The following is a 21124-nucleotide window of genomic DNA, read 5'->3' on the forward strand; positions in this document are numbered from 1 at the left end:
CACCGTGGCTGTGACGCCCGGCCCGCCCTCCGCGGTCCCCGCCGCCCGGGCCCGGCCGACGATCTGCCTCTGCATGATCGTCAAGAACGAGGCCCGGGTCCTGGCCCGCTGCCTGGAGTCGGTGCGCGACCTGATCGACTACTGGGTGATCAGCGACACCGGTTCCACCGACGGCACCCAGGACCTGATCCGGCGCCTGCTCGTGGACGTCCCCGGTGAACTGCACGAGACCGGGTGGCGCGACTTCGGCCACAACCGCACGGAGAACATCCGGCGGGCCGCCGGACGGGCGGACTACCTGCTGCTCGTCGACGCCGACATGGTGGTCCGGGCCGACGCCGCCCTGCCTGCGCTCACCCTCGACTCGTACCGGCTCCGGCACCCGGGCGACAGCGAGTACTGGATCAAGCGCCTGGTGCGCGACGGCCTGCCCTGGCGCTACGAGGGAGTGACGCACGAGTACCTGACCTGCGACAGCGCCGACCGGTCGGCGAACCTCGACGCACTGGTCATCGAGCACTTCGGGGACGGCGGCTCGCGGGCCGACAAGTTCGAGCGCGACGAGCGCTTGCTCACCGCCGCGTTCGAGCGGAACCCGGAGGACGCCCGGACTGTCTTCTACCTGGCGCAGACCTGCCGCGACCTGGGCGACACGGAGCGCGCCGTCCGGCTCTACGAACGGCGCGCCGAGATGGGCGGCTGGGCGGAGGAGGTCTACTTCTCGCTGCTCCAGGCCGGCGTCCTGCGCGCCGAGGACGGCGACCTGGCCGGTGGGATCGACGCCCTGACCCGGGCCTGGCAGGCCCGGCCGGGCCGGCTGGAGGCGTGTTACGAGCTGGCCTCCCGCCTGCGCGTCGCGGGCCGCCACCACGCCGCGCACGCGTTCGCCGCCACCGCCCTGGCCTTCCCCCGGCCCCCGGCCGAGGACGTGCTCTTCGTCTGGCCCTGGGTGTACCGGTGGGGGCTGCTGTTCGAGTACTCCATCACCGCGTACTGGACCGGAGACTTCCGGGCGTCGCTCGGCGCCTGCGACCGACTGCTCAGTGACGACGGCCTGCCCGACCGGTACCGGGAGCAGACCGTGAAGAACCGTGAGTTCGCGCTCGCCCGGCTCGGGATTCCCGCCCGGGTCCCGGCCCGCGTCCGAGAGAGGGTGTAGTGAACCTGAACCTGAACCTGCGGCTGAACGAGGCACTCAGCGCGCTGCTTCCGCCGCAGACGGACTCCCCGGAGGCCGAGCCGACCGACGTGCCGCCCGCCTCCCGGAAGGCCCCGGACTCCACGGCATCCGCCGTGCACGGTGAGCCGGGAGAACCGGGTGGGCCGGGAGAACTGGGCGAACCGGGAGAGCCGGGCGGACCGGCCGAGTACGCCCGGCCGACCGCCGCCGTCAGCCCGCGCACCGCCCTCACCGTCACGGGCGGTGCGGCGGCGCTCTCGGCCGCGCTGTACGTCTACATGTTCAGCCTGCCCAAGGCCCTGACCGGCGCACACGGTTACGACGACGGCGTGCTCCTCGCCGCCTCGCTCCGGCTGGTCCACGGCGTGTTGCCGTACCGGGACTTCACCTTCCTGCATCCGCCGGGCCTGCCGCTGCTGATGGCGCCCGTCGCCGCGCTCGGCACCGTCGTGGGCCAGCCGGTGGCGCTGGTGATCGCCCGCCTGCTGACCGCGCTCGCCTCGGTCGGCGTGGTGGCGGGCGGCACGCTGCTCGCCCGCTCCCGGGGCCGGACCGCGATGATCGTCACCGGCCTGCTCCTCGCCTGCTTCCCCCTCACCTACCTCGCCGGCCAGAGCCTGACGCCGGAGCCCTGGACGACCCTGTGCTGCCTGATCGGGGCGCTGGCCGCCTTCGAGTCCGACGGCACGCCCACCCGGTCCCCGCGGCGGCTGCGGTTGGCCGGTTTCGCCCTCGGAGTCGCCTGCACGATCAAGCTGTGGGCGCTGCTGCCCGCCGTGGCCCTGCTGTTCGCCGTACGGGTGGGCCGGGGCCGGCGGCACGGCGACCGGCCGGAGCGCCGGATCGGAGCGGCCCTGCTGGTCGGCGCCGCCGTCCCGCTGCTGCCGTTCCTGCTGCTCGCGCCGGGCCGGCTGGTCCACGACGTGATCGCCACCCAGCTGGTGCGCGACTCTCCGGGCACCCCGGTGGGAGAGCGGTTGCGCTTCGTCGTCGGGCTCGGCGGCGGCCCCTCGGGCCTGCACGTCTCGACCGGTGTCGCGGTCGGCCTGCTGCTCGCCGTGGCCCTGGCGGCCGGGGCCGTCCACCGCGCGGGGCGCAACACCGCCCAGGACTGGTTCCTGCTCGCTTCGGCCGCCCTCACGGTGACAGCGGTCTGCCTCTCCTCCTCCTTCTACGCGCACTACGGGTACTCGCCGGGGGTGTTCCTGGGCCTGCTCGTCGCCGCACTGATCGGGCGGACCGTCCGGCGCATCGACAGCGAGCTGGTGCGCGGCGGCGGCATGGCGGCCCTGGCGATCCTGACGGTCCTGATGGTCCCTCAGGTCTGCTCCTCGGTGCGCGGCTACCTCGGCGGCGCGACGGACCCGGGCCCGCGCCTGGCGGCGGCCGTCAAGCCCGGCTCCTGCGTGCTGTCCGACGACCCGGCCCGGCTCATCACGGCGGACCGCTTCGGCGCCGGCCCGGCCTGCCCGGTCCTGGTGGACCCGTTCGGCAGCTGGCTGGCCGACGACCTGGCCCACGGGCCCGCGCAGTCCGGCGCCAATCCCCCGGAGGCGATCTCCCGGGTCTGGCTGGAGAGCATGCGGCAGGCCGACTACCTGCTCCAGGTCGCCGAGCGGAGCACGTTCGTCCCCTGGACTCCCGAGGTGACGGACTACTTCGAATCGCACTACGTCCTGATCGACGACTCCCCGGGGGCCTTCCTCTACTTCCACGTCGCGCAGCCGGACCAACTCGCGGGAGCGCGTGACGCGTTGAAGGACCTGCCCGCCCACGTCGCGGCCGAGCGGCTGGTGTACCTCGGCATGGCCGCCCAGCGCGGGCACGACGCCGACCTGGCGGCGGCGGCCTACCGGACCGCCGCCGGGATCGACCCCGCCGACCCCTTCCCGCACTACGACCTGGGCACGGTCCACCAGGCGGCGGGCCGGGCGGACGAAGCCTCGGCCGAGTACCGCGAGGCCCTGCGCCTCGACCCGAAGATGGCGAGGGCGCTCTACAACCTGGGCACGCTGGCCGAGCCGACCGACCGCGCCGCAGCGGCGCAGTACTACGCCCAGGCCCGGCAGATCGACCCCGGCCTGGGCCAGGCGGCCCCGGACCAGGCGGCCCAGGGCGCTCCGGAAACGGTGCAGTCGCAGACCGGCCACTGATCCGGCGCTGCCACCCCGGGACCCGCGGATCGAGGAATCCGCGGGTCCCACCGCTGCGCGGCGCCCGCGCCCGACAGGCGTGCGAGCGCATGCGCAAGGAGGCCGCAGGCACCCTGACCTGCGGAGGAGTGGTCCTACGCAGGAGCGGCACGGTCGGCGGCTCACGGACGGTGCCGAACGGGGGGTGAACGCGACCAGAGCCGCCACCACGGCACGACCCGGGGCTCCGGCCCGGCCGCGTCATCTTCCGTGCCACCGGAGCCTGGCGCGGTGGGCTCGACGTTCGGCCGGGCGTGCCAGATGCACGCTGAAGCCCGAGAGCCGACTCGGCCGAAGGGCCGCCGAGCTGCGGCTTCCAGGTGGTCACCGGCGGTTTCGAGCCGCCGACATCCGCCCCGGGGAGTTTCGGGTCACTGCTGCGTGCCACCTGCGTGCCGCAACGCCGAAGGCCCCTTCCCCCGAAGGGCGAAAGGGCCTCTGACCTGCGTCTTCACTGTGGGCGCAGACGGTTTCGAACCGCCGACATCCGCCTTGTAAGGGCGGCGCTCTACCGCTGAGCTATGCGCCCTGGCCGAAGTGGACCGGCGCGGCCGGTCACACGACGAGTGGACAGACTACCTGGTCCGGGGGGTGCTTCGCCGCCCCCTCTCCCGGGGTGCCGGGACGGGGGTGCCGGGCGGGGCGGGTGATCGGCAAGAATGGCGGGGAAGAGCGGCGGGACGGATACGGAGCAGGGAGCGCGCGGTGAGCAGTGGCGGTGGTCGGGGCGGCTGGTGGGGCGGCGGCCGCCGGGACGGTGCCCGCGCGGATGCCAGGGCGGCCCGGGAGGCCGCCCAGGAGTCGTTCTACGAGCTGGACTCGGCCCAGCGGGACGCGCTGCTCGCGGTGGAGACCGTGAAGTCCGCGGGCGAGCCCGCCACCGCCCGCCGGGTGGAGCAGGAGTTCGCCGACCTGACCGCCCGGATCGACCAGGTCACCGTCGCCTACCTGGGCGCGCTGGACTCGGTCGACCTGGAGTCCGCCGAGGCCGACCCGGGGGCGGTGTCCCGGGCCCGGCAGCAACTCGACCAGGCCAAGCGCGAACTGGACGCCAAGCGCACCGAACTGGGCACCTTCGTCAGCCGCCTGCAGCCGATCCTCGACCACGCCGAGGCCCAGCTGATCCGGGTCACCCCCGCCGTCGAACGGGCCAAGCAGGCGCTGCTCGCCGCGACCACCGCCCTGGAGCAGGCCCGCGGCGCCGGCCTGCGCGCGGACGACCTGGCGACCCGGCTGGCCGAGCTCGCGCCCGAGCTGACCAGGCTGAACCAGGGCGTCTCCCAGCACGGCGTCCCCGCCACCCTGCAGCGCGCCGAGGACGTCGCCCGGCGGGCCGAGGAAGTCCGGGCCGAGGCCGTGCAGCTCCCGGAGCGGGCCACGGAGATCGACCGCCGGGTGGCCTCGCTGCGCACCCGCATCGACGCGCTGGAGAACCGGGCCCACACCGTCGACCCGGCGCTCAGCGAGCTGCGCCGGCGCTTCTCGACGGCCTGCTGGCAGGACCTCCAGCAGGTGCCCGCGCAGACCGCCGACGCCGTCCGCACCGCCCGCGCCAGGCTGACCGAGGCCGTCCGGGCCCGGGACGAGCAGCGCTGGGCGGACGCGACGGCGGCGATCGGCACCGTGCGCGCCCTGCTGGACACCGCGGGCGGCTCGGTCACCGCGGTCAACGACCGGCTGCAGCAGCTCAACGAAGTCCAGCACGACCCGAACCGGGAGATCGAGCGGGCCAGGTTCGCGCTCCGCGACGCCCAGCGCCTGGCGATGGCCGGTCGGCAGGCCCCCGACCCGCGGCACGCCGGGCCGCTGGACGCCGCGGTGGGGCGCCTGGACCGGGCCGTGGCCGCACTGGAGGAGTCCGGCCGGCACCCCGACTACTGGCGCTTCCTGACCGAGCTGGCCGCCGTCCGGGAGACCGCGGCCGAAGTGGTCTCGATGATCCGCGGCCACTGAGCCGACCCCTCGGTACCCTGCTCGGTATGCCTCGCTACGACTTCCGCTGCCGCTCCTGCGGCACCACCTTCGAACTCAACCGGCCGATGGCGCGGGCGAACGACCCCGCCACCTGCCCCGACGGCCACCCCGACACCGTCAAGCTGCTCTCCACCGTCGCCGTCACCGGTGCCAAGGCGTCCGCGCCGGCCCCCGGCGGCGGTGGCGGGGGCGGCTGCTGCGGCGGGGGCTGCTGCGGCTGACGGGACGAGCCCTCGGCGGCGCGGGGAACGGCCGCGCAAAGCGGCTGCACGAAACGGCCGCCGGAAGCGGCGGCCGGAAGCGGCGGCACGCACCGGCGGCACGCACCGGCGGTTGAACCCCGCGCGGCCACGGCCCCGCCGTTCCCCGGGCCCCTGGAAGGCGCCCCCAACGGGGCGGGGCGGGGCGCGGCGGGCCCGACTCAGCTGACGTGCTTGAGCACCTGCCGGAGGATCTCCTCCCCCGCGTGGACGCCGATCTCGGTGAGCGCGGTGACGCCCTCCGCCGTCCAGCCGGTCTCGGCGAGTTCGCCGTGGCCCGGCCGCCAGGCGAGGTCCGCGGCGAGCAGGAGTTCGGCGTCCAGCAGGGAGTCGCCCGCGGCCAGGACCGTCCCGGCGCCGGTGCGCCGCCGCACCTCCTCCAGGGCAGCGCTCTTGGAGAGCGGGGCGGGGACGGCGTAGACCTTGCGGCCCTGGAGCGAGACCGTCCAGCCGCGCTCGGCGCACCAGGCGGTGAGTTCGTCGATCCAGCCGGGCGGCAGTTCGGCGCGCTCGACCACCAGGTAGGCGAACAGCTCGTCGGCGACCCGCCGCTTGTGGGTCCACTCCGGGTCGGCGGCCAGGGCGAGGTGTTCGACGACCTGGGCGAGCGGGGCGCTGCGCTCGTCGAGGCGGGTGCGGACCTCGCGCTGCCAGTCCTGGTCGGGAACGCCGTCGACCAGCAGGTGGCCGCCGTTGGAGCAGACCGCGTACGGGGGGATCCAGTCCGCGGTGGGGCCGGGGAGGTGGATCCGCTCGTACTGGGCGCGGGTGCGGGTGGTGATCGGGACGACCGGGGCGAGGGCCGCGATCTCGGCGAGCATGGCGGCGGCCTGCTCGGTCATGAAGGAGAGCGCCTTGCCGTCGTGCACCTCCACCGCGAGCAGCCGTGGGGCGAGCCGGTCGGGCACGGCCAGGGCGAGGGCGCGGTTGGAGTAGACGAGGGTGCGGTCGAGGTCGCTGGCGACCAGGAACTGCGGCACGGGCGGGGTCTCCTTCGTTCGGGGGCGGGGGTCAGGTGTGGACGGCGGTGCCGTCCGCGCCGATGGCGCCGCGGGTGTAGCGCGGGTGGATCAGGCCGACGCAGGTGTACGGCAGGTCGTCGGTCTCCTCGACCGGGACGCCGCGCTGCTCGGCCAGCAGCCGGACGTGGTCGAGGTCGACCCCGGCGCCGCGGCGGGCCAGGATGCGCCAGGGGACGCGGCGCAGCAGGACCCGGGTGGTCTCGCCGACGCCGGGCTTGACCAGGTTGACGCTGTCGATGCCGTACTCGGCGCTGATCCGCTCGACGGCGGCCCAGCCCTCCCAGGTGGGGGTGCGGTCGGTGGCGGCGAGCCGGGCGGTCTCGGCGGCGACGGCCCCGGCGACGGCGGGGAACGCGGCGGCGACGGTGTCGACGAACTGGCGGGAGACGTCGGCGCCGGCCAGTTCGCGGTAGAACTTGGCGCCGTGGAACTCGTCCGGTCCGGTCAGGTCGGCGCGCAGCACGGTGCGGGAGACCAGGCCGGAGACGGTGGAGTTGAGGCAGGCGGAGGGGATCAGGAAGTCGTCCCGGGTGCCGTAGGTGCGCACGCAGCCGCCGGGGTCGGCGAGGACGGCGAGCTCGGGGTCGAAGCCGGTGCCGGCCAGGGCCTGTTCGAGTTCGCGGGTGATGGCGCCCTTGCCCGTCCAGCCGTCGACGAAGACCACGTCGGCGGCGCGGTGGTGGGCGGCGAGGTGGCGCAGGGCGACCTGGTCGATGCCGCGGCCGCGGACGATGGAGACGGTGTAGTGCGGCACGTCGAGGCCGTGGGCGTGGGCGAGCCAGCGGCGGATCAGCACGCCGACCGGGGTGCCGGCCCGGGCGAGCGAGGCGAGCACCAGGCCCGGGCCGCGTTCGCGCAGCAGCGTCTCGGCGACGACGCCGACGGCGGTGGCCAGGCGGGTCGCGGAGGCGTCGAGGGCGGTGTGGAAGAGCTGCTGGTAGGCGGCGCTGGGCTGGTACTCGACCGGCAGCGACTCGGCGTAGTGGGCGCCGCCGGACTGCACGGCCTCCTCGCGCTCCTCGGTGGGCGCTTCGAGGTGGACGTCGGAGAGGTCCTTGAGCAGCCAGGTGACGTCGGCGGCCGGGTAGCTGGAGAAGGCCGGCCCGTGCAGCGGGCGGGCGGTGGGCGGGGCGGTGTGTGCGGTCATGCTGGGTGCCTTCGACGGGTACGGGGTCATGCTCGGGCAGCGGAGCGTCGGGCGGGTGGCGCGGGGCGGTACGACGGGAGAACGGCGAGCACCACCCGGTCGGTGGCGGTGCGCAGGGCGGGCAGCAGGGCGTCGGGGCCGTGGTGCAGGGCGGGGGTGTCGGCGGGGTCGTCGACGACCAGGACGACCGTGTCGAAGCGGCGGGCGGGGTCGGCGCCGGGGGCGACGTTGTAGGCGTAGCGCTCGGTGGAGCGGTCGGCCGGGTCGTCGTGGGCGGTGAAGGCGAGCCGGGTGCGGATGGCGTAGCCGGGGTCGTCGAGGGCGAACACCGGGGAGCGGGTGGTGGTGGAGAAGCGCACCTCGGTGTCGGGCCGGGCCCGCTGCAGGGCCTCGGCGAGCCGGAGCGGGGCGTACATCAGCTCTTCGCAGCCGAGCACCAGCACCCGGCCGGGGCGGGGGCCGACGGCGTCGGCGAGGGCGGTGCCGAGGGCGGGCAGCGCGGCGTCGAGCCGGCGGCGGTGGGCGGGGGTGAAGCCGTGCCGACCGCCGTCGGGCAGGCCGGCGGGCCAGGGCAGGTCGATCCGGCCAGGGCGCCGGGCGGCCCGGCGGGGCTGCGGGCGGGGCGGCCTCGATCAGCTCCCGGGCCCGCTCCAGCACGCCCTCGGGCAGGTCGACGCCGCCGGCGGCGGTGGCGACCAGGTCGAGGCGGGCGCCGAGCTCGGCGGCCGCGGCGTGCAGGCGTTCGCGGTCGGCCGGGGTGCGCAGGTCGACCAGGGCGACGGCGACGTACCGCTCGCGCGGGTGGGCGGCGTGCAGGGCGCGGATGGTGTTGATCACGGTGGTGCCGGTGGAGAACTCGTCGTCGACCAGCACCAGTGGGCCGTCGCCGGCCAGCAGCAGCGGGTCCTCGGGGAGCAGCAGGTGGCTGGTGGCGTGCGAGTGCTCCTCCTCGAAGCCGCCGAGCGGGGCGACGCCGGGGACGGGCCGCCGGGTGGAGTGCAGGTAGGGGGCGTCGAGCCCGTCGGCGACGCTGTGGCCGAGGGCGGTGGCGGTCTCGGCGTAGCCGAGCACGACGGCGCGCGCGGCGTCCCCGGGGCCGAGCAGCTCGGCGACCCGGCGGCCGAGGTCGAGCCCGGCGCCGTGCACGGTGGCGGGCCGCTGCGGGACGTGCTTGCCCAGCACCTGGGAGACCAGCAGGTGGGCGCGCTTGGGGTTGACCCGCAGGGCGAGGCCGATCAGCCCGGTCAGTTCGGGCCCGCCGGTGAGGCGCAGGCCGAGCCGGTCGGTGACCCACTGGCCCGTCCAGGGGTCGGCCCCGACGGTCCCGGGGGCGGTGGTGTCGGCGGTCATCGGGGCTCCTCTCGACGAGCACTTCGGTACGGGCGGTGGGGACGGCACGCACGGTGCCGGTGGCGCTGGCGATGCTGGTGGTGCTGTTGGCGCTGGCGATGCTGGTGGTGCCACTGGGACGGACGCGAGCGCACGGGTGTGCGGTTCGGGTTCGAGCCTACGGGGCGCGCCGAGCCCCCCGGATCACCCGACCGGCCAGGACGGGCGCACCGAGCAGCCGGGAAACCCGCGCCGACCGGCCGACCCGCCCGTCCACCGATCGGCTGATGCGGCGTCAGGAACGGCCGGGCAGGATGAGCGGACGGGCTCAGCCGATGCAGGCGGACAGCAGCTCCGCGAAGGTGACCTCGGGCCGGGCGACCCCGAACACCTCGGCCCGCAGCAGCACCCGCTCGGCCCAGGCGCGGTGCGGCTTGGCCTCGTTCATCTTGTTGGTGTACGCGGAACGGCTGACCCCGCCCCCGCCGCGGTGCTGCTGCAGGATGTCCTGCGCGTCGCACAGCTCCTCGTGGGTGACCACGGACAGCGCGTGCACGGCGGCGACGTGGCTGGGGTGGATGCAGGTCTTGCCGAGCAGCCCGTTGGCCCGGTCGAGTTCGATCTCCCGGATCAGCCCGTCCAGGTCGTGCTCGATCAGCTGCTGGCGGACCCGGTCGGCGGGCGGGATGACCTCGGTGAACGGGGTGCGGCGCAGCTGGGGCTTGAACATCCGCTCCTGGAGCGGGAAGTACTCCCAGACCGGTCCGGTGACGGTGTGCCCGGTGCCGTCGGCCCGGCCGAGCACGTTGACCACGTCCCCGATCACGCTCGCCACCAGGGCGACGTCGTAGGCGGTCAGGTCGGGCGAGCGGCGCAGCCCGTACGCGGAGCACAGGTCGGTGACGCCGAGCCGGACGGCCAGGACGCGTTCGCGGTGCTTGTCGAGCAGCCGGGCGATGCCGTGCAGCTGCTCGCGGCGGCTCTCCAGGTGGGCGAGTTCGGGCGACTCCAGCACCGGCATGACGAACAGCCGCTGCCCGGTGCGCTCCTCGGCGCCGGTCAGCGCCTCCAGGAAGGGCAGCCCGCTGTCCTCGGTGAACTTGGGCACCACGAAGCCGCTGAGCAGGCGCAGCGCGGGGCCGAGCCGCCCGGTCAGGTCGGTGATCTGCTCGGGGGCCCGGACCCGGACGAACAGCAGCGGCAGTTCGGCGTCGGCGCCCTCCTCGGCGAGCGCGGTGAGCTGGTCCACCAGGTTCCGTTCGGCGCCGTCGACCTCGTGGTCGGCGATCGCGTCCTCCAGGCAGAGCACCATGGAGACCACGCCGCGGGCGGCCTGCTTGCGGACGTCCCGGGCCAGGGTGGGCCGGGTGGCGGGGCTGTAGAGCGTGGCACCGAGGGCGGTGGCGAGGACGGCCGCCTCGCTGTCGCGGTCGAAGGCGGCGGGCTGCTCGTGAAAGAGCCGGCTGCGGACGTCGTCCGCGAGATGCCCGAAGTGGCGCAAGGTGCTCTCCCGCTGTGGTCTGGTGGGCCCGCCGGCGGCGGGAACGGCTGCCGCCTCTCCCTCCATGGGACGGTCGGCGCGGCCGGAAAGTTCGCCGGTGCGCGGACGCCGTCGCAGGGTGGGGAGCACCCGGGCCGTTGGCCGCTTATCGTACGGGCGGATGACCTCGGAGAAAGAGTTCGAAACATCGAATTCTCGCAAGATTGTCAGCCCCGTCACCGCACCCGTCACCGACCTCCCCGCCGCGCCCCCCGCCGACCCCGCCGCCACCGGGGCGCGCCGACGACGTGCCCCGCGTTGTCCCGGGCCCCCGGCAGGCGGCAGGATGGTGCGCTATGACGCACGTGATGGCGAAGGGCGCCAACATCCCGCTGACGGCCGCCGCCGTCCGTGCCGTCCTGCGGTGGACGGATATCCCGGGCATCCCGGACGTGGACGCCTCGGCCCTGCTGCTGACCGCCCACGGCAAGGTCCGCGACGACTCCGACTTCGTGTTCTACAACCAGCCCCGGCACCCGTCCGGCCTGGTCCGGCACCTGCCCAAGCAGGTCGGGGACGGGACGGTCCGGGACGGGCTGGAGATCGACCTGTCCCAACTGCCCGCCGAGGTCGACCGGGTGGTGCTGGCCGGTTCGGCGGAGGGCGGCGCCTTCCCCGCGGTGCCCGACCTGCGGGTGCTGCTGTTCGACGCGTCCGCGCCCGAAGGGGCCTCCGCGCTGGCCGAGTTCGCGGTGGACGAGGGCGAGCAGGTGACCGCGCTGGTCGCCGCCGAACTCTACCGCCGGGCCGGCGGCTGGAAGTTCCGCGCGGTCGGCCAGGGCTACGCCAACGGGCTGCTCGCGCTGGCCACCGACTTCGGCATCGCGGTCGAGGACGAGGACGCCGCCCCGGGCGGCTCCGCGGTCGACCTGACCGACCGCGGCGGCGACCCGCGCGTCCCCGTCCAGGCACCCCAGCCCCAGCAGCCCCAGCAGCAGCCGCAGCAGCCGCAGCAACAGCCCCAGCCGCAGTCGTTCCCGGTCGACGAGGTCGACGAGGACGACTGGACGATCGCCCCGGCGACGCCCTCGGCCCCGCAGGCCGCCCCGGCCGCCGAGCCGGCCCGGCCCCCGGCGGCGCCGGTGACCGCCCCGCCGCCCCCGCCCGCGCTGCCGCCGACCATCCACCAGGACCGGCAGCCCGGCGGCTACGGCTACCCGCAGCAGCAGCCGGGCTACGGCTACCCGCCGGCCCAGCCCCAGCAGCCCCCGCACCAGCCGGGCGGTTACGGCTACCCGCAGCCCGCCGCCGCCCCGGGGTACGGCTACCCCCCGGTCCAGCCCCAGGCCCCGCAGCAGGGCCACGGCTACGGCTACCCGCAGCAGCCGGTCCCGCAGCCGCCGCAGCAGCAACCGCAACCGCAGCCCGCCCAGCAGCAACCGCAGCAGCAGTCCGGCCCGCCGTTCGCGCTGCCGCCGCAGGGCCCGCAGTTCCAGCCCCGCTAGCCGCCCCCGCCGCCGCCCGGCGCGCTCAACTCCCGGGCTCGGCGGGGGTCTTGTACCCGCGCTCCCACTGCATGCCGAAGCCGTACAGCCGGTCCAGGTCGGACTGGAAGCCGTGCACGTACCGCACCTCGCGACGGATCGTCAGCTTGCCATCGCCGTCGTTCTCGATCAGCACCACCGCACACGAACGGGCCGCCGGGGCCCGCTCGTCGAGCTTGATCTCGATCCGCGGGCCGCTCTGCGGGACGATGGTGACCACCGCGTGGGTGCGGTCGAAGGCCGGGGTGTCGTCGTAGATGTAGACGAAGATCAGCAGCCGCTTGAACTGGTCCTTCTTCTCCAGGTTGACGTGCATGGTCTCGCCGGAGGGCGCGCCCGACACGTCGTCGCCGGAGAGCTTGATGTAGGGCGGCTTGTTCAGGTCGCCGAAGAGCCGGCCGAGCGGCTGCACCACGCCCCGGGTGCCGTCGGCGAGTTCGTACATGCAGGCCAGGTCGAGGTCGACGCCGACCGGCGCGGACCCGGCGTTGACCGGCTCCAGCGGGCGCAGGATCCGCGGGTCGAAGAAGCGGCGCAGCGCGCTGCCCGCGCCGGGCCCCTCGGCGGTGCGGGTCGACCAGTGCAGGTTGATGTACAGGTACCCGGTGGTGGCCGCGGAGCCGGTGATCGCGTGGTGCGGCTGGGACTTGGTCAGCGTGACCTTGAACTGCCCAGCGGTGTCGAAGCTGTCGTTCCGGTCCCCCTTCAGGAACTCCCACACCGAGACCATCGTGTCCTCCCCCAGCACCGGCTATCGTCCTCGCCTCTCCAATACCCACCCGGAGGGCCCTGAGTCAACGTCAGCCCTCCGGCGTGCTCCGCTGGCAGAGGGTTCGTCACTCCCGTACGATGCCCGCTCCCCGGACGCGATATCGTCTCTCCGCACAGGTGTACCGTGCGTCACCTCTCTTCCCCCTGCCCTGCGGAAAGCCGAGGCCCTCCCCGCGATGAACCTCTCCTCCATACAGCTGGTCTGGGCCGTGGTAGGCGGTGCAGCCCTGCTGTTCACCGCCATCCTGGTGGCCTTCCTGCGCTTCAAGAACAACAAGACCGACGATTCGTCGTCCGGTGACTCGTGGGAGCGCAGCGAGGAGCGCCGCCGCCGCAAGGAGGCCATCTACGGCGGCGCCTCCTACGTGCTGCTGTTCTGCTGCGCCGGCGTGGCCGCCGCGCTGTCGTTCCACGGCCTGGTCGGCTTCGGCCAGCAGAACCTGAACCTGTCCGGCGGCTGGGAGTACCTGGTGCCGTTCGGCCTGGACGGCGCGGCCATGTTCTGCTCGGTGCTCGCCGTGCGCGAGGCCAGCCACGGTGACGCCGCGCTCGGCTCCCGCATGCTGGTGTGGCTGTTCGCGGTCGCCTCGGCCTGGTTCAACTGGGTGCACGCGCCGCGCGGCGGCGCGCACGACGGCGCCCCGCAGTTCTTCGCCGGCATGTCGATCTCGGCGGCCGTGCTGTTCGACCGGGCGCTGAAGCAGACCCGCCGGGCGGCGCTGCGCGAGCAGGGCCTGGTGCCCCGTCCGCTGCCGCAGATCCGGGTGGTGCGCTGGCTGCGCGCCCCGCGCGAGACCTACGCGGCCTGGTCGCTGATGCTGCTGGAGAACGTCCGCAGCCTGGACGAGGCGGTCGAGGAGGTGCGCGAGGAGCGGCAGGCCAAGATGGACGCGAAGCTGCGCGCCCGCAGCGCCGACCGCCGCGAGCGGGCCGAGCTGAAGGCCATCGCCCGCCAGGGCGGCGTGCTGGCCCGCGCCCGGCACGCCCGCCAGGTGCCCGCGCTGGCCGCGGCCGGCAGCGACGCCCCCTCCGCAACGGAGCCTGCCCTAGCCGCCGAGGAGACCACCCTCGACCGGGTGAGCGCCTCCGCGCTGGAGCCCGCCGCCCTGAACGCCGGCCGCCGCCCCCGCGCCGCCGTCGAGTCGACCACCAGCAGCAGCTCCTCGTCGTCGTCCTACTCGTCGAGCAGCTCCTCCTCGTTCTCCTCCGGCTCGCCGTACTCCTCCAGCGTCGACCTGACGATGGACGAGGACACCCTGTCGATGCCGAAGCTGGACTCGCTGGAGCGCAAGCTCCGGGCGATCGAGCAGCAGCTCGGCTGAGCCTGCACCGCTCCCCGTACGGCAAGAGCCGCGCCCACCGAGGAACTCCCCCGGTGGGCGCGGCTCTTCGCGGTGCGGGCCCGGTGCGCTAGCTCTCCGCGCCCGCTCCCTCCAGCGCCTGCTGGCGCTTGTTGCGGACCATCGAGGAGGCCAGGGCCGCGCCGATGAAGGCGACGCCGATCAGGCCGGTGACGATCTCCGGGATGTGGTACTTGATCGAGGCGAGCAGGATCAGCGCCAGCGCGCCGATCGCGTAGTGCGCGCCGTGCTCCAGGTACACGTAGTCGTCCAGGGTGCCCTTGCGGACCAGGAAGACGGTCAGCGAGCGGATGTACATGGCGCCGATGCCCAGGCCCAGGGTGATCTGGAAGATGTCCTGGGAGATCGCGAACGCGCCGACCACGCCGTCGAAGGAGAACGAGGCGTCCAGGACCTCCAGGTAGATGAAGAGGAAGAACGCGGCCTTGCCGCCGACCTGGACGAGCGACTTCCCGCTGCGCTCGGCCTCCTCCTCGGCCTCCTCCTGGGCTTCCAGGCCGGATTCGAAGACCTCGGAGAGGCCGTTGACGGCGAGGTAGGTGGCGAGGCCGCAGATGCCGGCCAGCAGCACCGTCTCGGCGCGGTCACCGGCGAAGAAGCGGGACGACAGGGCGAGCACCACCAGGGCGATGACCGAGGAGAGCGCGTCCAGCCTGCCGATCTTCTCCAGCGGCTTCTCCAGCCAGCGCAGCCAGTTGAAGTCCTTCTCCTCGAAGATGAAGTCGAGGAAGATCATCAGCAGGAAGATGCCGCCGAAGGCCGCGATGGCCGGGTTGGCCATGTCGAGGTACTCGGCGTAGGTGTGGCCGTCGTGGGTCTTGCCGGAGTCGAGCGCCAGCTCGATGACGGTGCCGGGGCTGAGGTGCGCGGTGAGGCCGACGACCAGCAGCGGGAAGACCAGCCGCATGCCGAAGACCGCGATGAGCACGCCGACCGTGAGGAACAGCTTCTGCCAGAAGGCGTTCATCCGCTTGAGGACGGTGGCGTTGACGACGGCGTTGTCGAAGGACAGGGAGATCTCGAGGATCGAGAGGATCAGGACGACGCCGAATCCTTCGGCCCCCCAGATCAGGCCGGCTGCGATCAGGCCGGCGATCGTGATGGCGAAGGACCATCCGAACGTACGGAGGAACACGGGGTCAGTTACCTTTCTGGCTGCCGGAATCGACCCGTTCCGGACTTGGCTTGCTGTTACTGGACGTTGACGCCGAAGTCGAGCGCGATGCCGCGCAGGCCGGAGGCGTAGCCCTGGCCGACGGCGCGGAACTTCCACTCGCCCTGGTAGCGGTAGAGCTCGCCGAAGATCATGGCGGTCTCGCTGGACGCGTCCTCGGAGAGGTCGTAGCGGGCGATCTCGCTGCCGTCGGCCAGGTTGACCACCCGGATGTAGGCGTTGGAGACCTGGCCGAAGCTCTGCAGCCGGGCGTCGGCGTCGTAGATGGAGACGGCGAAGACGACCTTGTCGATCTGCACCGGCACCAGGTCGAGGTGCACCTGCACCACCTCGTCGTCGCCGTCACCGTCGCCGGTGAGGTTGTCGCCCTGGTGCTCGACCGAACCCTCGGGGCTGCGCAGGTTGTTGTAGAACACGAAGTACTCGTCGCCGATGACCCGGCCGCCGGAGCACAGCAGCGCGCTGGCGTCCAGGTCGAAGGGCGCGCCGGTGGTCGACCGGGCGTCCCAGCCGAGGCCGATCTGCACCTGCGTCAGGTTCGGTGCGGCCTTGGTCAGCGAGACGTTCCCGCCCTTGGCGAGGGTGACGGACATCGACTTCCTCCCAGCTCCCGTCTCCGGGGCTCCCGGGGTGCGCATCGGTGGACTGCCGCCGGCCGCCCGGGAGGGCCGACGGGGCGCGTCCGGCGGACGCACCCCAAGAGATCTACGCCCCCGGACGGCCGTGCAGTGCTGCACACCCGACTGAACTTCCTGAACTCCGCGGTGGAACCGGCCCGGTCACCCCGCCCGGCGGCTTCGGAGCCGCCCCGCGCGCACCCCGGCCGGTGTGCGGATCGTGGCCGAATCTATCAAGCGCGCACCGCCCCTCCCGCTGTCCCGCGGACCCGGCGCGGACCGGCCGGACCCGGCCGGTACGCTGCCGGGACCGCCGGACGAACCATCGCGCGGCACCACGTACACGGACGAACAGAGGGAGCACGGTAGCGATGCCGTTCGAACCGCTCGACCGCACCGACCCCGAGTCGGTCGGCCCCTACCACCTGCTGGCCAGACTGGGCGTCGGCGGCATGGGCCGGGTGTACCTGGCCCGCTCCGCCGGGGGCCGGACGGTCGCGGTCAAGGTCGTCCGCGCCGACCTGGCCGGGGACGCCGAGTTCCGCGAGCGGTTCCGTCGCGAGGTGTCCGCCGCGCAGTCCGTCGGCGGCACCTTCACCGCCCCGGTGGTGGACGCCGACCGGGACGGGCCGTCGCCCTGGCTGGCCACCGCGTACGTGCTCGGCCCGGCGCTGGACGACGCGGTGCGCACCCACGGGCCGCTGCCGGTGGAGACGGTGCGCACCCTCGGCGTGGGCCTGGCCCAGGCGCTGGCCGCGATCCACGCGGCGGGCCTGGTCCACCGGGACCTCAAGCCGTCCAACGTGCTGCTGGCCGCCGACGGGCCGCGGGTGATCGACTTCGGCATCGCCCGGGCGCTGGACGGCGACCGGATGACCTCGACCGGCGTGGTGGTCGGCTCGCCCGGCTTCATGAGCCCCGAGCAGGCCGCCGGACGCCGCCTCGGCCCGGCCGGCGACGTGTTCTCGCTCGGCTCGGTGCTGGTGTTCGCCGCCACCGGCCACGGCCCGTTCGACCACGTCGAGGACGGCGGCTCCCCGTCCGCGGCCTCGCTGCTGTACCGGGTGGTGCACGACGAGCCCGACCTGTCCGCGCTGCCCGGGCAGTTGCGGCCCGCGGTCGCCGCCTGCCTGGCCAAGAACCCGGCCGACCGGCCGACGCCCGCCGGGCTCGGCGCGCTGCTGGGCGAGGCGGTCGTCCCGGCCCGCTCCGGCTGGCTGCCCGTCGCGCTGGCCTCGGACATCGCCACCCACGCCGCCGAGGTGATGGACCTGGAGGCCCCGGTCCGCCCGGCCGACCCGCGGGCGGCCGCCGCCCCCGCCGCCGTTCCGACCCCCACCGAGGTGTCCGACCCCGGCACCGTCCGGCTGCGGGCCGCCGACGCCCGCCCGTGCCGCCCGTGCCCGCCCGCCCGGCGGCCGGGGCCGCGGAGCTGGCCGGGCACCCCACCGCGCCGATCGGGCCCGCTCCGGCCGCCGGACGCCGCCCTCCCGCCGGGCGCTGCTGCTGGGCGGCGGCGCGGCGGTGCTGGCCGGCGCGGGCGGCCTGACCGCCTGGGCGCTGGGCGGCGGCGCGAAGGAGGACCCGACCCCGGCCCCGCCGACCGGCGGCCCGACCGGCGGCCCGTCCCCGGCCGCCGCGTCGAGCGCCGCCCCCAGCCGCGCTCCCGGCATGCCCCCGGCCCCGCTGTGGACGTACCGGACCTCGGCGAGCAACGCCGGCAGCCTCGGCATGGCCTTCTCCCCCGGCCTGCTGCACCTGGGCAACGCCGACCTGATCGCGGTGAGCCTGGCCGACGGCAAGGAGAAGTGGATCACCAAGGACGCGATGGCCTACAACATGGCCTGCGCGGGCGGCACGATCAGCTACGGCACCGTCTCCGACCTGATCACGGTGGACGCCGCCACCGGCACCGTGCTGTGGAAGTACCAGTCCGAGCGCGGGAAGCCGAACGGCACCCAGATCGCCTCGGACATGGTGCTGAACGCCGACGACCGCGCCGTGTACGCGATGTGCTCGTACCTGCAGATGGACGCGAACGGCATGCCCGACATGGGCGCCAGGACCGGCAAGGGCATCATGGCGCTGTCCCGCAAGGACGGCTCGATGCTGTGGAACCAGCACCGCCAGCAGACCGCCGACTACACCGTCAGCTCCGACCTGACCGCGGACACCCTGCTCTACACCGACAGCAAGGAGAACCTGGTCGCCCGCTCGCTGGCCGACGGCACCCAGACCTGGTTCGCCGCCACCAACTCGCGCTCGGAGTACCAGCCGGTGCTGCAGGACGGCCTGGTGTTCTGCTCGGTCGACCCGAACGGCATCCAGGGCGTGCGGATATCCGACGGCAAGCAGGTCTGGACGAAGACCTCGGACCGCTCGACCCACATGTGGTACTCGCCGCCCGCGGCCGGGGGCCACGTCGTGTACTCGGTGCTCGGCGGCATGACGCTGACCTACCAGGGCACCACCTACACCCCGGCCGCCGCGACCCGGGTGGTGGCCTTCAACGCCGCCGACGGCACCGAGCTGTGGCACCTGGAGCTGCCCGTCGAGGTGTCGATGGACACCAGCCCGGTGCTGGTCAAGGACACCCTGTTCGTGCCCAGCCCCGAGCACGGCATCTACGCCGTCGACGTGGTGAACCACAAGGTGCGCTGGGTGTTCCAGACCAACGCGGGCGCCGAGCTGTCCTGGCACCTGGCCGGCGGCGAGGACCTGCTGATCGCCGTCCAGGGCAACCAGGTGATGGCCCTGCCGCCCGAGTAGGACCGGCCCGGCTCCGGGAACGCCGAGGGGCGGCCTCCGCGCGCGGAGGCCGCCCCTCGGTCGACCGGCCGACCGGCCGACCGGTCAGACGTTCACGCCGAAGTCCTGCGCGATGCCGCGCAGGCCGGAGGCGTAGCCCTGGCCGATGGCGCGGAACTTCCACTCGGCGCCGTTGCGGTACAGCTCGCCGAAGACCATGGCGGTCTCGGTCGAGGCGTCCTCGGAGAGGTCGTAGCGGGCGATCTCGGCGCCGCCGGCCTGGTTGACCACCCGGATGTAGGCGTTGCGGACCTGGCCGAAGCTCTGCTGCCGGTTCTCGGCGTCGTAGATCGACACCGGGAAGGCGATCTTGGCGACGTCGGCCGGGACGTTGGCCAGGTCGACCTTGATCTGCTCGTCGTCGCCCTCGCCCTCGCCGGTGAGGTTGTCGCCGGTGTGCTCGACCGAGCCGTCGGCGCTCTTGAGGTTGTTGAAGAAGATGAAGTCGGCGTCGGAACGGACCCGGCCCTGGTCGGTGCAGAGCAGCGCGCTGGCGTCCAGGTCGAAGTCCGTGCCGGTGGTGGTGCGCACGTCCCATCCGAGGCCGACGACCACGGCGGTCAGGCCGGGCGCCTCCTTGGTGAGCGAGACATTGCCGCCCTTGCTCAGGCTGACACCCACGTGGTCCTCCAAGAAGTCGGGTTCCCGATCCGTCAACGGCCCGATCGTAGTGCCGGGTTCCCGGCCCGCCACCGCGACTCGGCCCGGCGCCCGGCGGAAGTTGCGCCGGGCCGGGCCGAGCGGGGCGCGCGGGCCGCTCGCGGGAGCGTCAGAGCGCGCCGAGGGCGGTCAGGTACTCGCGGGTGTCGCGGGCGTCCGGCAGGCCGTTGACGACGCTCCAGCGCACCACGCCCTCCTTGTCGATGACGAAGGTGCCGCGCACCGCGCAGCCCTTCTCCTCGTTGAAGACGCCGTAGGCGCGGGAGACCTCGCCGTGCGGCCAGAAGTCCGACAGCAGCGGGTACTCCAGGCCCTCCTGGTCGCCGAACACCCGCAGCGAGAACGGCGAGTCGTTGGAGACCGCGAGCACCTGCACCTCGTCGTTCTGCAGGCGCGGCAGCTCCTTCTGGATCTCGCAGACCTCGCCGGTGCAGACGCCGGTGAAGGCGAACGGGTAGAAGACCAGGACGACGTTCTTCTCGCCGCGGAAGTCGGAGAGCTTCACCGACGCGCCGTGCTGGTCCTTGAGCTCGAAGTCCGGGGCCTGGGTGCCGATCTCGACGGTCATGAGGGGGCCTTCCTGCCGATGCGGTGGTGCGGTCGGGAAGATCCTCCCACTCGCCCGCCCCCGTTCGGCCGTCCGGGTGAGCCCGGCGGGCCGCCCGGGCACCCCGTTCGCCCTGGGTGAACACGGGCGGACCTGCGGGAACCCGCGACGGGCCCCGCCGGCTCGTTCGCCGGCGGGGCCCGTCGCGGGTTCCCGGTCCGAAGGTCAGCGCTTGCCGGTCTTCGAGGCCTTCGGGGTGGCCAGGCGGGTGCCCGCCCAGTCCTTGGCGATCGCCACCGAGCTGGTCTGCGAGAGGCCGGCGGTCTTGGCGGCGTCGGCGATCTCGTGCGCCTCCACGTGCCCGTCCCGGCCGGTCTTCGGGGTGAGCAGCCAGATCAGGCCGCCCTCCGCCAGGTACTCCAGGGCGTCGACCAGGGCGTCGGTGAGATCCCCGTCCTCGTCGCGGTGCCACAGCAGGACGCCGTCGGCGACGTCGTCGTAGTCCTCGTCGACGAGTTCGGCGCCAGTGATGTCCTCGATGCCCTCGCGGAGCTCCTGGTCACTGTCTTCGTCGTACCCGAGCTCCTGGATGATCTGGCCCTGTTCGAAGCCGAGACGGAGAGCCGGGTTGGACTTGTCCGCGGGGTCCGCGGTCGCGCTCACGGGAATAACCTCCAGTATTCGGCCCGGCGTCCATGCCGGGGCTGTGGCCGTAGTCCACACGGGAGCGGCGGTTCGCGCAAGTACCCGACCCCCGATCCCACCCAAAGGTTGACGTGTCGCGGGGCGACACGCCGCCCACTGTGGCAGTGAACACACCCATATGTCCCCGTCCGTACCGACAAGGATGCTTCGTCTCGTACCCGCTCGCGGCCCTTTCACCCGCCGTACGCCTGCCCGAGATGCGAACGGCATTCGGGTCAGGGCAGGGTGCGGGCGTAAAGTCTCCTGTTGGCCCTCATCCCGGTCGGCCGACATCGTCCGCCCGGGGTCCCAGGTCGGACCACCTCCTGACCGTACCGTCCACCAGGCGGAACGGTTACCGATCGGTAGAGATG

General features: G+C 73.8%; 17 protein-coding genes, 1 tRNA gene and 2 pseudogenes. 8 read left to right on the forward strand and 12 right to left on the reverse strand.

All coding sequences use genetic code 11. The annotated features are described in order from the left end of the window. The first annotated feature begins 73 nt into the window (after nt 1-73). On the forward strand, nt 74-1159 hold the full coding sequence (locus HUT16_RS10515) for a glycosyltransferase (RefSeq protein WP_176192601.1): 1086 nt from the start codon (nt 74-76) through the stop codon (nt 1157-1159). Then, a complete protein-coding gene (locus HUT16_RS10520; protein ID WP_176187677.1) occupies nt 1159-3333 on the forward strand; it encodes a tetratricopeptide repeat protein in 2175 nt (724 codons plus the stop codon). The genes HUT16_RS10515 and HUT16_RS10520 overlap by 1 nt, the downstream gene beginning before the upstream one ends. Nucleotides 3334-3829: 496 nt before the next feature. On the opposite strand, the gene HUT16_RS10525 is transcribed toward HUT16_RS10520, so the two are convergent. Then, nucleotides 3830-3901, reverse strand: a tRNA-Val gene (locus HUT16_RS10525). Nucleotides 3902-4077: 176 nt separating this feature from the next. On the opposite strand from HUT16_RS10525, the gene HUT16_RS10530 reads away from it, so the two are divergent. Next, the gene (locus tag HUT16_RS10530) at nt 4078-5325 is read left to right on the forward strand and encodes a hypothetical protein (protein ID WP_176187679.1); all 1248 of its coding nucleotides are present in this window, start codon (nt 4078-4080) and stop codon (nt 5323-5325) included. Between the two features lie 26 nt (nt 5326-5351). Further along, nucleotides 5352-5567 (forward strand): zinc ribbon domain-containing protein, encoded by a 216-nt coding sequence (locus HUT16_RS10535; protein ID WP_176187681.1) that lies wholly within the window; start codon nt 5352-5354, stop codon nt 5565-5567. Between the two features lie 200 nt (nt 5568-5767). Here HUT16_RS10535 and HUT16_RS10540 read toward each other — a convergent pair whose 3' ends face one another. From HUT16_RS10540 to HUT16_RS10550, 5 genes and pseudogenes are all read right to left on the reverse strand, one after another. Further along, nucleotides 5768-6586 carry an HAD family hydrolase gene (locus HUT16_RS10540; RefSeq protein WP_176187683.1) on the reverse strand — a complete coding sequence of 273 codons (819 nt, stop codon included), beginning with the start codon at nt 6584-6586 and terminating at the stop codon, nt 5768-5770. Nucleotides 6587-6617: 31 nt separating this feature from the next. Then, the gene (locus HUT16_RS39200; RefSeq protein WP_303392136.1) at nt 6618-7775 is read right to left on the reverse strand and encodes a cysteine protease StiP family protein; all 1158 of its coding nucleotides are present in this window, start codon (nt 7773-7775) and stop codon (nt 6618-6620) included. Between the two features lie 26 nt (nt 7776-7801). Continuing rightward, entirely contained in the window at nt 7802-8356 is a 555-nt protein-coding gene (locus tag HUT16_RS39205) for a TRSP domain-containing protein (protein ID WP_368662738.1), read from the reverse strand. 157 nt (nt 8357-8513) lie between these two features. After that, a pseudogene (locus HUT16_RS39210) lies at nt 8514-9125 on the reverse strand (phosphoribosyltransferase domain-containing protein); the annotation flags it as partial. A 307-nt stretch (nt 9126-9432) separates the two neighbouring features. Further along, on the reverse strand, nt 9433-10605 hold the full coding sequence (locus HUT16_RS10550; protein WP_176187685.1) for an HpcH/HpaI aldolase/citrate lyase family protein: 1173 nt from the start codon (nt 10603-10605) through the stop codon (nt 9433-9435). Between the two features lie 335 nt (nt 10606-10940). On the opposite strand from HUT16_RS10550, the gene HUT16_RS10555 reads away from it, so the two are divergent. Beyond that, complete coding sequence (locus HUT16_RS10555; RefSeq protein WP_176187687.1) at nt 10941-12089, forward strand: TerD family protein; 1149 nt, start codon at nt 10941-10943, stop codon at nt 12087-12089. Between the two features lie 25 nt (nt 12090-12114). Here the strand turns inward: HUT16_RS10555 and HUT16_RS10560 are convergent, their stop codons facing one another. Continuing rightward, nucleotides 12115-12876, reverse strand: coding sequence for a Tellurium resistance (locus HUT16_RS10560; RefSeq protein WP_254897746.1), 762 nt, complete (start codon nt 12874-12876; stop codon nt 12115-12117). A gap of 199 nt (nt 12877-13075) precedes the next feature. Between HUT16_RS10560 and HUT16_RS10565 the strand changes: the two genes are divergently transcribed. Further along, the gene (locus HUT16_RS10565; protein WP_176187689.1) at nt 13076-14221 is read left to right on the forward strand and encodes a DUF2637 domain-containing protein; all 1146 of its coding nucleotides are present in this window, start codon (nt 13076-13078) and stop codon (nt 14219-14221) included. An 88-nt stretch (nt 14222-14309) separates the two neighbouring features. Here the strand turns inward: HUT16_RS10565 and HUT16_RS10570 are convergent, their stop codons facing one another. Both HUT16_RS10570 and HUT16_RS10575 read right to left on the reverse strand, forming a co-directional pair. Next, the gene (locus HUT16_RS10570; RefSeq protein ID WP_176187691.1) at nt 14310-15395 is read right to left on the reverse strand and encodes a DUF475 domain-containing protein; all 1086 of its coding nucleotides are present in this window, start codon (nt 15393-15395) and stop codon (nt 14310-14312) included. 56 nt (nt 15396-15451) lie between these two features. Further along, nucleotides 15452-16027: a TerD family protein gene (locus HUT16_RS10575; protein WP_033222315.1), complete on the reverse strand. Its 576-nt coding sequence runs from the start codon at nt 16025-16027 to the stop codon at nt 15452-15454. A 476-nt stretch (nt 16028-16503) separates the two neighbouring features. On the opposite strand from HUT16_RS10575, the pseudogene HUT16_RS10580 reads away from it, so the two are divergent. Both HUT16_RS10580 and HUT16_RS10585 read left to right on the forward strand, forming a co-directional pair. Then, nucleotides 16504-17154: pseudogene (locus HUT16_RS10580) on the forward strand (serine/threonine-protein kinase); the annotation flags it as partial. Between the two features lie 421 nt (nt 17155-17575). Further along, on the forward strand, nt 17576-18820 hold the full coding sequence (locus tag HUT16_RS10585) for a PQQ-binding-like beta-propeller repeat protein (protein ID WP_176187693.1): 1245 nt from the start codon (nt 17576-17578) through the stop codon (nt 18818-18820). An 84-nt stretch (nt 18821-18904) separates the two neighbouring features. Here the strand turns inward: HUT16_RS10585 and HUT16_RS10590 are convergent, their stop codons facing one another. The 3 genes from HUT16_RS10590 to HUT16_RS10600 all read right to left on the reverse strand — a co-directional run bounded on the left by HUT16_RS10590 (nt 18905) and on the right by HUT16_RS10600 (nt 20729). After that, the gene (locus HUT16_RS10590) at nt 18905-19480 is read right to left on the reverse strand and encodes a TerD family protein (RefSeq protein ID WP_176192604.1); all 576 of its coding nucleotides are present in this window, start codon (nt 19478-19480) and stop codon (nt 18905-18907) included. Between the two features lie 148 nt (nt 19481-19628). Further along, nucleotides 19629-20087, reverse strand: coding sequence for a peroxiredoxin (locus HUT16_RS10595; RefSeq protein WP_176187695.1), 459 nt, complete (start codon nt 20085-20087; stop codon nt 19629-19631). 204 nt (nt 20088-20291) lie between these two features. Then, complete coding sequence (locus HUT16_RS10600) at nt 20292-20729, reverse strand: DUF3052 domain-containing protein (RefSeq protein ID WP_176187697.1); 438 nt, start codon at nt 20727-20729, stop codon at nt 20292-20294. Nucleotides 20730-21124: the final 395 nt, after the last annotated feature.

The organism is Kitasatospora sp. NA04385 (assembly GCF_013364235.1).
In the GTDB taxonomy this organism is placed as follows: Bacteria; Actinomycetota; Actinomycetes; order Streptomycetales; family Streptomycetaceae; genus Kitasatospora.

Excerpts from the sequence above, each read along its gene's own strand:
- HUT16_RS10515 (WP_176192601.1), top strand. The coding sequence starts at position 74 with ATGATCGTCAAGAACGAGGCCCGGGTCCTGGCCCGCTGCCTGGAGTCG.
- HUT16_RS10535 (WP_176187681.1), top strand. The coding sequence starts at position 5,352 with ATGCCTCGCTACGACTTCCGCTGCCGCTCCTGCGGCACCACCTTCGAA.
- HUT16_RS39200 (WP_303392136.1), bottom strand. The coding sequence starts at position 7,775 with ATGACCGCACACACCGCCCCGCCCACCGCCCGCCCGCTGCACGGGCCG.
- HUT16_RS10555 (WP_176187687.1), top strand. The coding sequence starts at position 10,941 with ATGACGCACGTGATGGCGAAGGGCGCCAACATCCCGCTGACGGCCGCC.
- HUT16_RS10565 (WP_176187689.1), top strand. The coding sequence starts at position 13,076 with ATGAACCTCTCCTCCATACAGCTGGTCTGGGCCGTGGTAGGCGGTGCA.
- HUT16_RS10575 (WP_033222315.1), bottom strand. The coding sequence starts at position 16,027 with ATGTCCGTCACCCTCGCCAAGGGCGGGAACGTCTCGCTGACCAAGGCC.
- HUT16_RS10595 (WP_176187695.1), bottom strand. The coding sequence starts at position 20,087 with ATGACCGTCGAGATCGGCACCCAGGCCCCGGACTTCGAGCTCAAGGAC.